Source organism: Bacillus sp. FSL K6-0268, assembly GCF_038005425.1.
In the GTDB taxonomy this organism is placed as follows: Bacteria; Bacillota; Bacilli; order Bacillales; family Bacillaceae_G; genus Bacillus_A; species Bacillus_A thuringiensis_S.
The window spans coordinates 5,168,976-5,182,761 of the sequence record NZ_JBBOTF010000001.1 but is presented as its reverse complement, the minus strand read 5'-3'; the positions used below and the strand labels follow the sequence as shown (position 1 = coordinate 5,182,761).

The following is a 13,786-nucleotide window of genomic DNA, read 5'->3' as shown; positions in this document are numbered from 1 at the left end:
AGTCTTAATAAGACTATAATAGTTCACCTGATAAAAGGTGATCGTTCCGCTCTCACGTCTATCATTCCCTTTCCAGCTTTCTATCAAATAATCTCTTTGTTCATTTTACACAGTACAATCGATATCTCGCAACAACTTACAAATATTCTTTTCATTTCCTAAAAAGGAAAAGTGTAGAGCTTGCTTTCCTCTACACTTTTAAAATAAAACACATTGTGCAAATTGCATTGACACTACCATCATAATTATATGCTTATTTCATATATTTTTAAAGACTTTTATTACAAACGTAGCGTTTTTTTGTAATAAAAGTCAAAAAAATGTTACAAATAAAACTTCTTCCTATCAAATATCTTCAAATCAAAGCTTCACTCATTTTCTTGCAAATTTCTATACTGGTACAATTGATTTTGCGACTTTCTCAACAGTTCTTCAAACGTTTTTCCTTCTACTGGATAGCTAGCTGCTCCAAATAAAAGAGTGACACTGAGTAAATCACCTTCTATTTCACTTTCAATATTTTTCATTAATCTGTTTGTTATTGTTGATGTTTCATGACCATTATCAATTGCTACAATAACATACTTATTTTCATCCCACTTTGTAACAACATCTCCCTTCCGAATTGACTTTACAATGGTACTCTCTAATTTTTGTACTAACACTCCCAATTTTTTTTCTTGCAACGTGTCTTTTAATCCTTCCCATTCTTTTACAGAAAGAATGTAAACTGTAATATTACGGGAAGCTCTTTCAGATAAAGCGGCTACTTTCCCAAAAAAATCAACAACAAAATCGTTGCTTGCCATTCCTCCTACTTCTTCATTCATACGCTTGTTCGCTCTTTTATCGTACCAATGTCCAAAATAATAACTTAGTATCATTTGCAATATATAAATAATAAAGACGGTATAAAATGATCGTGAATCCAGTTTTGCAATTACATCCTGAAGTGCAATCCATTCTGTAACTGCCACTGTATTTCCAAGTAATAATCCACTAATTTTCCCTTTATGTTTCATACTTCTCCCCCTTTTATACCAATATATGTTTCTATATCAATAATGTTTTTCTACCAAATAAAAAATGTACATATCCAATGTACATTTCTGCTTAAGCTTGTATACCTTTTCTACTCTATTTCATATATATAATATATAACTTTTATAGAAAGGAGTAATCTATATGCTACAAAAAGAGAATCTATCAGATGCTATGCGGTTACTAGCTGGTTTTCTATTATCATTAAAATTATTATTTACCTCTTTCGGCATACACTTTATTACAAACGATCAAATTGACGCTATTGTTAATGTTGTTTCATTTTTATTTATTCTATACTTTGGCTACAAAAATAACTATGTAGGAAAAAAAGGAATGGAGCAAAAGAAAATACTCAAAAAACACAACCTTCACTAAAAAAAGGAACCTTTTGTACAGGTTCCTTTTTATTATTGACGCACAACAACTTCATTTGTTTGCAGTGGACCATATGATATCTCTTTATCTTGAAATGTATATGTAGCCTGAAAGAATGCTTGTTTAAGAGCTTTATCTTTATTAGCTTTTATTTTACAACGTAGTTCCACCTTTTCATTCGGTAACAAATCATCAATTCGCCACCTTACAAGCTGGAATAAAAACTCACTTATCCCCTTATCAACTTTTAAAGAATTAGGAATATAAGCAAAGTAATCTCGAATCATATGACTTACAACAACTCTCGAAATCATTTCTACCCCTTTATTTTCCACTTCAATTCTCATAATAAGTATGTCGTTTACATCGTAGGTCAATTCATACGAAAATTGTTCTGTATACATACTACCAATTTTTAATGTAACGGCTACTTGAGGAAATTCATTTTCCTTTTTCGATCCGTCAATCCACAATACTGGTTGTAGCGGTATTGAATACTTTCCTGTATCCGAAATTCGTCCCCATATTTTCATAATATATATTCACCTCATTTCAGATGTATCATACACACAATGAATTCCCCAAATTACTAAAGCTTACTACAAGCAATGTTTAATATTTCTCTTCCTTTTATCCTATTCGACAATATGAAGAAAAAACCATTTTTCATCTATTAACAGAAGGTGTTCTTAATGAAATTTTTTTACAATTTACTTTATGGCAATATTCAATATGGCTCACTCGTTCTCTACTCATACGAAAGAATATTTTGACGGAAGAAAAAGTTTGCCTTATAGTCAAATTTGACTATAATATTCTTTATGGCATATCAGTGCACTTATGGAAAAGAAATTAAAATCACCTATACATTTAAATTTTTTATCCACTGCACTCAAAACTTAATATAGTTTACTTATTTCTAAAGGAGGGTTATATTTGGAAACTCAACCATTAAAAAAAGACGCCAACAAGACAAAATTTGTTGTTGCTGGTTTACTGCTTGGTATATTAATGGCCGCAATGGACAATACAATCGTTGCAACCGCAATGGCAACAATTGTTGGAGACTTAGGAGGATTTGATAAGTTTGTTTGGGTCACATCAGCTTATATGGTAGCAACAATGGCAGGGATGCCTATCTTCGGGAAACTTTCTGATATGTACGGGCGGAAACGTTTTTATATTGGTGGCCTCATTCTTTTCTTATTCGGTTCTGCGCTCTGCGGAACAGCTTCAAGTATTGAGCAATTAAGTATTTATAGAGCTATTCAAGGTATCGGTGGTGGTGCCCTTATGCCTATCGCCTTCACAATTATGTACGATATCTTCCCACCAGAAAAACGTGGGAAGATGACAGGACTATTCGGTGCTGTTTTCGGGACCTCTAGTGTATTCGGTCCTTTATTAGGCGCTTATATTACAGACTATATAAGTTGGCATTGGGTCTTCTATATCAATATTCCATTAGGACTTATCTCCTTTTTCTTCATTACTAAATACTACAGTGAGTCTCTAGAATTTAGAAAACAAAAAATTGATTGGGCTGGTGCTATTACACTTGTCATAAGTATCGTTTGCTTAATGTTCGCATTAGAACTTGGTGGTAAGGAATATGCCTGGAATTCCACTGTAATTATTGGCTTATTTACAACAGTAGTTATTACGCTTATTATTTTCTTCTTTGTAGAACGAAAAGCAACCGAGCCTATTATTTCGTTCCATCTATTTAAAAAACCTTTATTCGCAGCTAGTCAAGGAGTTGCCTTTTTCTATGGTGCCGCTTTTATTATCTGTACAGTTTATATTCCAATCTTCATTCAAGGCGTTCTTGGAGGTTCCGCCTCTAATGCCGGATTAATTTTAACACCAATGATGGTTGGTTCTGTAATTGGAAGTCAAACAGGAGGACAATTAGCTTCTCGAACAAGCTATCGTAACATTATGATGGTATCTGGCGTCTTCTTCGTTCTTGGTATTTATTTATTAAGTACTTTAACAATGGATACACCTCGTTTACTCGTAACACTATTTATGATTCTCGCTGGGCTTGGTGTTGGCTTCTCATTCTCAGTATTAAGTATGTCTTCTATTCACAAATTAGAAATGCGAGACCGTGGTTCGGCAACATCAACAAACTCATTCTTCCGATCACTCGGTATGACTCTTGGTGTAACGATTTTCGGTACAATTCAAAATCATATTTTTACAGATAAACTAAACTCTGTGTTCCCCCCTGAACTAGCAAAATTAGCTCCAAAAGGTGGAGACACAAGTTTCTTATTATCGCCAGGCGCTACCGCAAAAATTCCTGCTGAAATATTAGCGGGTATTAAAGAAGCTCTCGCTACATCTATTGCGAACACATTCTTCTGGGCACTTATTCCGGCTGTACTAAGTATTATTTGTATTTTACTTATGGGAAATGAACGCCTCTTTACAGGCCCTAAAAAGAAAGAAAAACAAAAGCAAGTCAGTTAATATAAAAAAGAAGCGGCATATCCCTTTATGAAAAAGGATATGCCGTTTATAATATGTATAAAGTTAATCTTTAATCAGTGGCGGTTTTGTTCATCCCCCACTGATTATTAATTGAACCAATCGGGCTTTTACGGACAGCCCGCCCCCACCTAACTTCTTTGGTTCCGCTGAATTTTTGGATGGGTGTCTTACTGCCCGTTAATGCCGGATAAAGTTTTTATATACAGGAGTTGAGACAGCATGAGCATGAAATTAGTCATTCTCGGCTTGCTACTCGAAGGAGATAAACATCCATATGAAGTGCAGCATATTATGAAAGAACGACAAATGGATTGTTACATTAAATATGCTAAAGGATCACTTTATTACGCCTTCGAGCAATTAGAAAAGCAAGGCGCAATTCATATTACAAATGTAATTAGAGACACAAATCGACCTGACAAAACGATTTTTCATATAACAGAAGAAGGCAAAAAACTATTCCACACTTTACTATTAAAACAATTCGAAGCAAAAAACCAAATATATAAACCTATTTATTCAGCCTTATCTTTCGCTCACTTTAGCAATGATCACGAATTAGTTCCTATTTTAGAAAAAAAGAAAAACGATACTCTTCAATATTTATATACTATGCAAACGATATATGATTGTAATAAAGGAAAAGTTCCACGTGCACAACTATATATTTTACAAAGTGTAATTGAGCATATTACAGTTGAACTACAATGGCTAAACACCCTCCTTAAAGATGCTATAGCAGGCCGGCTTTCAGAAGTTGCTATAGATGAAAATTGAGCTATGAAAGAAGACATCCCTACTTCTTTCATAGCTCAATTTCTCTTTTTATAATGTAATATTATTAGTTACTTCAGAATGTAAAAGTCAGAATAATAAGAAATAAAAACTTTGGAATTTTCTTATTTTAAAACAGTAGACAAAATTCCAAAAATTGTGTTAGAATTTGTTTCAATATCATATCGCTTGTTAAATTCCTTTCAAAAGGAAAATAGGTACACGAAAGTTTCGTTTCGTGTTTAAAAGGGAAGCTTGGTGAAACTCCAACACGGTCCCGCCACTGTAAATGCTGAGATTTCTTTTTAGTGCCACTGTGAAAACGGGAAGGTGAAAGAAATTATATGAAGCATAAGTCAGGAGACCTGCCTGTTTTAACAACACTGATAGATTCACGGATGATGATGAGGTGTTAAAACAAAAAGGAAGGCTTATTTTCTATGTCTTTGTACTTTTTGTTATAGGTATTTCCTAGTAAACGGAAATGCTTACTTTCAATTAGGGAGGAATTTAAAATGGCAATTCAAACAAGTAACTTAGGTTATCCACGTATCGGACTACAACGAGAGTGGAAAAAAACATTGGAAGCTTTTTGGTCCAATAAAATCGATGAAGAACAATTTTTAACAACAATGAAAGAAATTCGCCTTCAACACGTAAAAGTACAGCAAGAAAAAGGGATTGAACTCATTCCAATTGGCGACTTTACATATTATGATCACGTTTTGGATACTGCTTATATGCTAGGATTTATCCCATCACGTTTTTCTGAGTTTACATCTTACCTTGATGTATATTTCGCAATGGCGCGTGGCTCTAAAGATCACGTAGCTTCTGAAATGACAAAATGGTTTAACACAAACTATCATTATATCGTTCCTGAATATGAAGAGGGATTACAAATCTCTTTAAAAGATAATCGTCCACTTCGCTTATACGAAGAGGCAAAACAAGAATTAGGAGTAGATGGAAAACCTGTTATTTTAGGACCATATACTTTCTTAAAATTAGCTAAAGGTTATACACAAGAACAATTCGCTACGATTTTAAAACAATTAGTTGCACCATACGTACAACTGCTTTCAGAACTACATGCAGCTGGTGCACAAGTCATTCAAGTTGATGAACCGATTTTCGCTTCTTTAACGAAAGAAGAAGTTCAACAAGCAAAAGAAATTTATGAAGCTATTCGTAAAGAAGTTCCAAATGCGAACCTTCTTTTACAAACATATTTTGATAGTGTAGAAGAAAACTATGAAGAAATTATTACATTCCCTGTATCCGGTATTGGATTAGATTTCGTTCATGGTAAAGAAGGTAATCTACATGCTATTTCAAAATATGGATTCCCAGCTGATAAAACTTTAGCTGTCGGTTGTATAGATGGCCGTAACATTTGGAGAGCTGACCTTGATGAAGTTCTTACGTTATTTACAACGCTACAAAAACAAGTCCAAACGAAAGACTTCATTGTTCAGCCTTCTTGTAGCTTATTGCATACACCAATCGATAAAACAGAAGAAACTCACTTATCGACTGAGCTATTTGATGCGTTAGCATTTGCAAATCAAAAATTAGAAGAGTTAGTTCTTATTCATTCTGCTCTCACTAAAGGTACAGAAAGTATTAGTAATGAGCTGGAAACATATCGAAATGTACATCATACAATTCGTTCATCTGCTGTACGTAACCGTGAAGATGTCAAAGCAGCACGAACAGCACTAAAAGAAGAAGATTTTTCACGTCCTCTTCCATTTGAAAAGCGATACGAATTACAACAAGTTGCCCTAGAGTTACCATTGTTACCAACAACAACTATCGGTAGCTTCCCGCAAACAACTGAAGTTCGTCAAGCGCGAAAAGAATGGCGTAACGGTGTTATTTCAAATGAACAATATGAAAAATTTATTGAAAAAGAGACAGAAAAATGGATTCGTTACCAAGAAGAAATTGGTCTTGATGTCCTTGTACATGGTGAGTTTGAAAGAACTGACATGGTCGAATATTTCGGTGAGCGTCTTGCTGGTTTCTCATTCACTAAAAACGGTTGGGTACAATCATACGGTTCCCGCTGCGTAAAACCACCTGTTATTTATGGTGATGTAGCCTTTATTAACGGAATGACTATTAAGGAAACTGTTTATGCACAAAGCTTAACAGAGAAAGTTGTAAAAGGAATGTTAACCGGACCTGTTACAATTTTAAATTGGTCCTTCGTTCGAAATGACATTCCAAGAAAAGAAGTTTCGTATCAAATTGCATTAGCTCTTCGTCACGAAATTGAACTACTTGAATCTTCCGGAATTCGAGTAATCCAAGTCGATGAGCCAGCACTTCGTGAAGGAATGCCACTAAAAGAAAAAGATTGGGACGCTTATATTACATGGGCAGTTCAATCCTTCCTTTTAGCAACTTCTTCTGTAGCAAATGAAACACAAATTCATACTCATATGTGTTACAGTAACTTCGAAGATATTGTTGATGCGATTCGCGCATTAGATGCAGATGTGATTTCTATCGAAACATCAAGAAGTCACGGTGAATTTATTGATACATTAAAACATACAACATATGAAAAAGGCATCGGTCTAGGTGTATATGATATTCATAGCCGACGTGTACCGAGTAAAGATGAAATGTATAAAATCGTAGAACAATCTTTAGAAGTATGCGATCCTAAATATTTCTGGATTAATCCTGATTGTGGTTTAAAAACGAGAAGAACAGAAGAAGTTATTCCAGCTTTAGAGCACATGGTGCAAGCAGCAAAAGATGCTCGCTCCCTGCTAAAAACAAACGCATAACGAAAATGGGTTATCCTTATTGAGGATAACCCATTTTTTATTCTTTACTTTCAAAAAAGAATTCGTATTGTATTTTATATAATTCATCATCCGTTGGCTCTTCAAGAGGAATTGCTTGTAAGACCACTGTATACTCACCATTTGGAATAGGTATTTGAAATTTATTTGAAAGAATACTCGTTATAACGATACTTTCATTTTCAACTGTAAAAGGAACCGTAATCGTTCTAATCACTTCTTCTTTTTCAATATGTTTCCCTGGGGTCACTTTCACTTCACAAGTATAATCAGAAAGTGCTTCAAAAATAACAGTTCCCTCTGCCTCAGCATAACCTCTTTCAAAATCTTCATCCGTCCAGTCTACATAAGGCTGCTCACCGTCATAGTTCATCAACATTAATTGCGAATAAGAAATTGTTAACTCCATAGTTCCCGTTCTCCTTCATTATGAAATGTACAACTACTACTTCACTTCAAATTTCACACGCGTACCATCTGGATATTTATCTAACTTATTCCCTACCCAAGAGCCTGCTCCGCGGTTATCCGCCGGACTTATATATTCAATATGTGCTCCTTTTCCGCCTTCCTTGCACATCGCCATTGGCCATTCATCACGATCATACCCTTTTTTTGAAGGATATGGTGCTAACGACAATTTCCTTCTATCTGCAGCACCACCACGATCGATTGTACAAACTTCTGAATGCCCTTCTTTTATAGCATCCGTAATATGTTTTCCTGTCTCTGGATAACGTTCTTTCGGAAATTCTAACACTTGATCATACGTATTCGTTTTCTTTACACTTGTTTCCTCTGGCACAAGTACTTCATAAACTGCTACTAAAATAGACAGAATTGCGATAATTGAAATGATAATACCTTTTAATTGCTTCATGTATACCTCCATGTTTCTACCAGTTTCTTTTTTCCTCCGTTATTATAACAAACTTCTCCTGTATATGTTTTCAGACATTATTTTAGTTATTCCTTGCCATTCCGCCAAAAACTTTCATTTTTTCACTAATGCTGTAGAAAACTAATAGCCTTCCGACATTCTTTTTCAAAGGAAGTCCTCATAAAAGATTGAAATGATATATACGATACTTTTTGGGGAGGAAATATCATGGAAGCTACCTATAAAACGAAAGATGTCACGAATAAAACAGGCATCCCAAAACATATAGTCCGCAAATATAGTCAACTGTTAGAGGAACATGGCTATATGATTTCTAAAACAGCTGATGCTCGTATTTATAAACTTGATGATTTAAAACTATTGAAATCTATACATGAAAGAGCTGCTACATTACAAGAAGATATTTCAGAAACGATACCGATTATTTTAAAAGAAAAAGAGGCCCCACCTGTACCAGTTATACAAGATAAGCAAGAGATACAACCGAAAGAAAAGGAAGATGGACGTAACTTTGAGGAATTCATGTTGAAACTTGAAATGCTAGCTCAATTAAATGAAGCAATTATTCATCAAAATTCTACTCTAATTACACAAAATCGTTTAAAGGATGAGAAACTAGATGAATTGATGCAACAAGTTTATGTAAAAGAAGGCTCTCAAGAAAAAATGCTTCAAGAGTTAGTCGAGCACGCCGCTCAAACAGATGCATTACAAAAAGAAAAGATGGACTTATTAATGAATCATATGTATAAACGAGAATCCAAACAGGAAGAAAAAATGAATAAACTTGTTAGTCAAATTTATAACAAGGACAGTAATCGTGATGCACAGCTTATGCAAGTTATTCGAGAAATTCAAGAAACAAAAAGAATGGTTGCTGCCTCAAAAGAGCAAAGTTTCTTTCAAACATTTAAAAGTTTATTTAGCCGAGCAAAACAAGAAAAAACAAATGAATAAGCAATATAAAATAAAAAGTTACCTTCCATCGGTAACTTTTATTCCTTATTTTGTACAGCTGGTAATATAATAATTGCTTCAGTGCCTTTTCCACTTTCACTCTTATATTCCAATGTACCATTATGCGCTTGTAAAATACTAAATGTTACCATAAGCCCTAATCCTGTCCCTTTTTCTTTTAAAGAATAATATGGTTGCCCCAGCCTTGCTAACTGTTCTTTCGTCATACCAACACCACTATCTTTAACTCTTATTATGATTGTTTCGTCTTTTTGAATGGCTGTTACTTTTAAATATCCTTTATTTCCTTGAATTGCTTCAATACCATTTTTAACAACATTCATAATAGCTTGCTTCAACTTTGTCTTATCACCAATCGTATAAAGACTTTCTGAAATTTCAACTTGTAAATATACACCTTGCATCGCTGCAAATGACGACATGAGAGTGGTCATTTCTATTAATTGGGCTGATAAACAAATGTGTTCTTTTTTCTCAATTTGCGGCCTTGCTAAATTCAAGTAATCTGAAATAATTTGTTCCGCCCGATCCAATTCAGCTAATACGAGGCGCATATAATCCTTATTCTTCACATCTTCCGTACTTTCTAACAATTGGATAAATCCACGAACAACAGTAAGTGGATTTCGAACTTCATGTGCCACACTTGCTGCTAACTCACTTACAATATTAAGCTTTTCTGATTTTTGCATCTCTGTACGTAGCAATGCATTTTCGTTTAAATATTCAGTTAAATACACCTGAAATACCATTGTCATGACCATGATAAGCGAGGCAAATATAAATCCGCTATATATTTGCGAAATATACGGTGTAAATCCTGTTTCCAAAAGAACATTAATCATGCCTAATACTAAAGAAACAAGCACATAAAATGATGAAATCATAAATGCTAAAATTAATTTCTTATCCCTTGAAAAAAGAGACCATTTCTTTGATAAAAACAGCGGAACTATCAATAAAAATATTACTTCTAAAACTGGAAGAAAGCTCATTCCCTTTAGTAACCATTCATATGCAACAAAAATAACCGCTGGGATTAAACCAACAATCCCACCATATAAAAAACCACTGACAATTGGAATGGGGTGAAAGTTATACCCACACACATTGCCAAAACAAATAGAGTATGTCATGGAGAGAACGAGCGTAACGCTAGATAAAAACATAATAAAGTAACGATTTGGCTTCGGAGGCATTTCTTGATAGCGATTTAAACGAATCGCTTCATATAAAAATAGTGGCAAAATTATGATGGCAATTTGAATCAATAAATCACGGATAAGCTCCATAACCTCTCATCCCCTATATGTATTTTGATATGATTATATCATTTTATAGGTGTATTTGTTTTAAAATTTTGATTTTTCTTAACATATTTGTTAATTCTTTGTTAACAACTCATCATAATTGTTACAGATTTTCGAAATGATTGTAAACCCTGTACCAAATTTCCTTCGTGCAGTATACAATGAATACGGATTACAAAGAAAATATAAAAATACTTTTTTAGACGGACAACTATAGCAAAATACAGCATATAATCCATACTATCTATGTTTACAAATAAGTGATCATTACTTTAGTAGGAGGAAGATAAATATGGCGGGTACTACGCTTGTTTTAAAAGAAGAAAATTTGGTTGTTCTAGAAAATGTTGAAAAATCAGTATATGAAGAATTACAGCATAAAGCAGGAGATGAAAATTGCACATGTGCTGTAAACGAATCAGTTGTTCACCTTGGCAAGGTATCCTCTGTACTCTGGAATGAAGATGAGATAGATTGGGAATACGGATATTAAAAAGTCGCTTATAGCGGCTTTTTTCTCTTTTCTCTCTCTTTCTAAATTACATATACAAAGCGCGATCATAGAAAATATGATAAAATGAACTTAATTTTCAAACGGAAGAAAGGGAGATACAATGGAACAATTCATTAACCCTAGAGTGAAGGACATCCAAATTTCTGGAATCCGTCAATTCTCTAACATGATTCAAAACTATGATAATTTGATTTCTTTAACAATCGGACAACCCGATTTCCCTACACCTTCTCTCGTAAAAGAAGCTGCAAAACGGGCTATTACAGAAAACTATACAAGCTATACACATAACGCTGGTTTACTAGAATTACGCAAGGCAGCTTGTAACTTCGTAAAAGATAACTACGATTTACATTACTCACCTGAAAACGAAACCATCGTTACAATCGGTGCTAGCGAAGCAATTGATGTTACATTTCGAACGATTTTAGAGCCAGGAACAGAAGTAATTTTACCTGCTCCTATTTATCCAGGTTACGAACCTATTATTCGATTATGCGGTGCAACACCTATTTTTGTAGATGTTCGTAAAACTGGATTCCGTTTAACAGCTGAAGCGCTTAAAAATGCTATTACAGAAAAAACAAGATGTATCGTACTACCGTATCCTTCTAACCCGACCGGTGTAACTTTATCAACAGAAGATCTAAAAGATATTGTAGATGTTTTAAAAGACAAAAATATTTTCGTCCTTTCAGATGAAATTTATAGCGAGCTGGTATATGAACAAAAGCACACATCTATCGCTCATTTCCCAGAAATGCGTGAAAAGACAATTGTCATTAACGGTTTATCTAAATCACATTCTATGACTGGCTGGCGTGTTGGACTTTTATTTGCACCAAGCTATTTAGCTGGACACATATTAAAAGTTCATCAATACAATGTAACGTGTGCTACTTCAATCGCTCAATACGCTGCAATTGAAGCATTAACAGCAGCTAAAGACGCACCCAAAATGATGCGCCACCAATATAAAAAACGCCGTGATTACGTATATAATAGACTCACTCAAATGGGATTAACAGTTGAAAAGCCAACAGGTGCATTTTACTTATTCCCATATGTTGGTCATTTGACATCTTCATCATTTGATTTTGCACTTGATCTTGTCAAAGAAGCTGGACTAGCTGTAGTTCCTGGAACAGCATTCTCTGAATACGGTGAAGGCTACCTTCGCTTGTCCTATGCGTATAGTATTGAAACTTTAAAAGAAGGCTGCGACCGATTAGAAGCCTTTCTAAAGAAAAAAGCTAAGAGTTAAACTCTTAGCTTTTTTATGCATAATGATCACAAGTTTGACGTTTTAGTAATTTATGAGGAATAATGATACACTTTGCAGTGGATTCTGCATTCTCTACTTTATCAACTAAAGCTTTTGCTCCCTCATATCCCAGCTGATAAATATTCACATCAACTGTCGAAAGTGGAGGGCTCGCAATTTCTGATAATAAAGCATTATTAAAGCTTACAATAGAAACATCCTTCGGTACAACGAATCCTTTTTTAGAAAGAGCACTTAACACACCAAGTCCAATTAAGTCATCCGTTGCCATAATTGCCGTCGGCGGTTGCTGCAGTCCCATTAATTCCTCAACCGCTTGTTGACCACTTTCCCTCGAAAAATCAAAATGTAAAATATATTCTTTTGGTAATACAATGTCTGCTAATTTCAAGGCATCACTCATACCAGCTAAACGATCTCTCGTTACAAGTAAATCTGAACCACCACCAATGAACGCGATTTGCTTATGCCCTAATGAAATTAAATATTCTGCCACTTCTCTTGCAGCTGTATAATTGTCATTATCTACATATGTAATTTCATCTTTTCGATCATATGGTTTTCCTATTAAAACAAACGGGAAATTTTGTTCATGTAAATATTGAATAATCCGATCATTCTCTCTTGAATATAAAAGAATAATGCCACCAATTTGGCGTCCCTGTACCATCTTTACGACACCATTAAAAATTTCTTCTTCCGTTTCACCTGTCGACATGTAAAGCGCATAACCTTCTACGTGTGCAAATGAACTAATCCCTCTTATAACTTCTGGGAAAAATGGATTTTGAAAAGCTTTACTTGCAGAACTTGGCATAACAAGACCAAGTGTTTTCGTCGTTTGGTTCGCAAGATTTCTCGCATTTAAATTAGGATGATACCCTAATTCACTCATTACTTTCCTAACACGGCGCTTTGTCTTTTCACTTATACTTGGATTATCAGCAATTACACGAGAAACTGTTGATGGTGCAACATTCGCTTGCTTCGCCACATCTTTAATTGTAACTGTCATAAAAATCCCCCTCCTCTCATTTCTCTGCCATTTTTCATATATTTTATCTCGCACTCATTGCAAGTCATAAACTTTTATTTCTTATATCTTGCAAAACTAATCCTATTCTCCCTCTTCATGTATTGTAAGGGATATAGCTATTTTTTCCTATACTATAATATACTATTTATTTGACATCTTTTCACATGTGATGTCAAATCTCTTTTCATCTCCCTATAAAGTTATTTATAGGGAGATGAAAAGAAAAATGGGACGTAATGTCCCATTTT

The 13,786-nt window shown here is 34.4% G+C and carries 13 protein-coding genes and 1 riboswitch; of the genes, 7 read left to right on the top strand and 6 right to left on the bottom strand.

Annotation, left to right across the window (positions count from 1 at the left end; all coding sequences use genetic code 11):
* Window positions 1–368: 368 nt before the first annotated feature.
* Complete coding sequence (locus MHI28_RS27180) at window positions 369–1,022, bottom strand: diguanylate cyclase domain-containing protein (protein ID WP_000680815.1); 654 nt, start codon at window positions 1,020–1,022, stop codon at window positions 369–371.
* 163 nt (window positions 1,023–1,185) lie between these two features.
* On the opposite strand from MHI28_RS27180, the gene MHI28_RS27175 reads away from it, so the two are divergent.
* On the top strand, window positions 1,186–1,419 hold the full coding sequence (locus MHI28_RS27175) for an SPP1 phage holin family protein (protein WP_000939448.1): 234 nt from the start codon (window positions 1,186–1,188) through the stop codon (window positions 1,417–1,419).
* Between the two features lie 32 nt (window positions 1,420–1,451).
* On the opposite strand, the gene MHI28_RS27170 is transcribed toward MHI28_RS27175, so the two are convergent.
* A complete protein-coding gene (locus MHI28_RS27170) occupies window positions 1,452–1,952 on the bottom strand; it encodes a hypothetical protein (protein ID WP_000708116.1) in 501 nt (166 codons plus the stop codon).
* 403 nt (window positions 1,953–2,355) lie between these two features.
* Between MHI28_RS27170 and MHI28_RS27165 the strand changes: the two genes are divergently transcribed.
* The 3 genes from MHI28_RS27165 to metE all read left to right on the top strand — a co-directional run bounded on the left by MHI28_RS27165 (window position 2,356) and on the right by metE (window position 7,496).
* Window positions 2,356–3,897 (top strand): MDR family MFS transporter, encoded by a 1,542-nt coding sequence (locus MHI28_RS27165; protein ID WP_000449901.1) that lies wholly within the window; start codon window positions 2,356–2,358, stop codon window positions 3,895–3,897.
* 240 nt (window positions 3,898–4,137) lie between these two features.
* Window positions 4,138–4,695, top strand: coding sequence for a PadR family transcriptional regulator (locus MHI28_RS27160; protein ID WP_000062064.1), 558 nt, complete (start codon window positions 4,138–4,140; stop codon window positions 4,693–4,695).
* 196 nt (window positions 4,696–4,891) lie between these two features.
* A riboswitch (cobalamin riboswitch) is annotated at window positions 4,892–5,079 on the top strand.
* Window positions 5,080–5,207: 128 nt separating this feature from the next.
* Window positions 5,208–7,496: a 5-methyltetrahydropteroyltriglutamate--homocysteine S-methyltransferase gene (gene metE, locus MHI28_RS27155; RefSeq protein ID WP_340828336.1), complete on the top strand. Its 2,289-nt coding sequence runs from the start codon at window positions 5,208–5,210 to the stop codon at window positions 7,494–7,496.
* Between the two features lie 37 nt (window positions 7,497–7,533).
* Here the strand turns inward: metE and MHI28_RS27150 are convergent, their stop codons facing one another.
* Complete coding sequence (locus MHI28_RS27150; RefSeq protein WP_000424022.1) at window positions 7,534–7,923, bottom strand: competence protein ComJ; 390 nt, start codon at window positions 7,921–7,923, stop codon at window positions 7,534–7,536.
* Window positions 7,924–7,959: 36 nt separating this feature from the next.
* Complete coding sequence (gene nucA / locus MHI28_RS27145; protein WP_000811494.1) at window positions 7,960–8,394, bottom strand: DNA-entry nuclease; 435 nt, start codon at window positions 8,392–8,394, stop codon at window positions 7,960–7,962.
* A gap of 228 nt (window positions 8,395–8,622) precedes the next feature.
* On the opposite strand from nucA, the gene MHI28_RS27140 reads away from it, so the two are divergent.
* On the top strand, window positions 8,623–9,372 hold the full coding sequence (locus MHI28_RS27140; protein WP_000388468.1) for a DUF3967 domain-containing protein: 750 nt from the start codon (window positions 8,623–8,625) through the stop codon (window positions 9,370–9,372).
* A gap of 38 nt (window positions 9,373–9,410) precedes the next feature.
* On the opposite strand, the gene kinB is transcribed toward MHI28_RS27140, so the two are convergent.
* Window positions 9,411–10,685: a sporulation sensor histidine kinase KinB gene (gene kinB / locus MHI28_RS27135; RefSeq protein WP_000420369.1), complete on the bottom strand. Its 1,275-nt coding sequence runs from the start codon at window positions 10,683–10,685 to the stop codon at window positions 9,411–9,413.
* A gap of 310 nt (window positions 10,686–10,995) precedes the next feature.
* On the opposite strand from kinB, the gene MHI28_RS27130 reads away from it, so the two are divergent.
* Window positions 10,996–11,196, top strand: coding sequence for a hypothetical protein (locus MHI28_RS27130; RefSeq protein WP_000929277.1), 201 nt, complete (start codon window positions 10,996–10,998; stop codon window positions 11,194–11,196).
* Window positions 11,197–11,317: 121 nt separating this feature from the next.
* Entirely contained in the window at window positions 11,318–12,481 is a 1,164-nt protein-coding gene (locus MHI28_RS27125) for an aminotransferase A (protein ID WP_000434584.1), read from the top strand.
* Between the two features lie 13 nt (window positions 12,482–12,494).
* Here MHI28_RS27125 and malR read toward each other — a convergent pair whose 3' ends face one another.
* Window positions 12,495–13,517, bottom strand: coding sequence for a maltose operon transcriptional repressor MalR (malR, locus tag MHI28_RS27120; RefSeq protein WP_000219054.1), 1,023 nt, complete (start codon window positions 13,515–13,517; stop codon window positions 12,495–12,497).
* Between the last annotated feature and the right edge of the window lie 269 nt (window positions 13,518–13,786).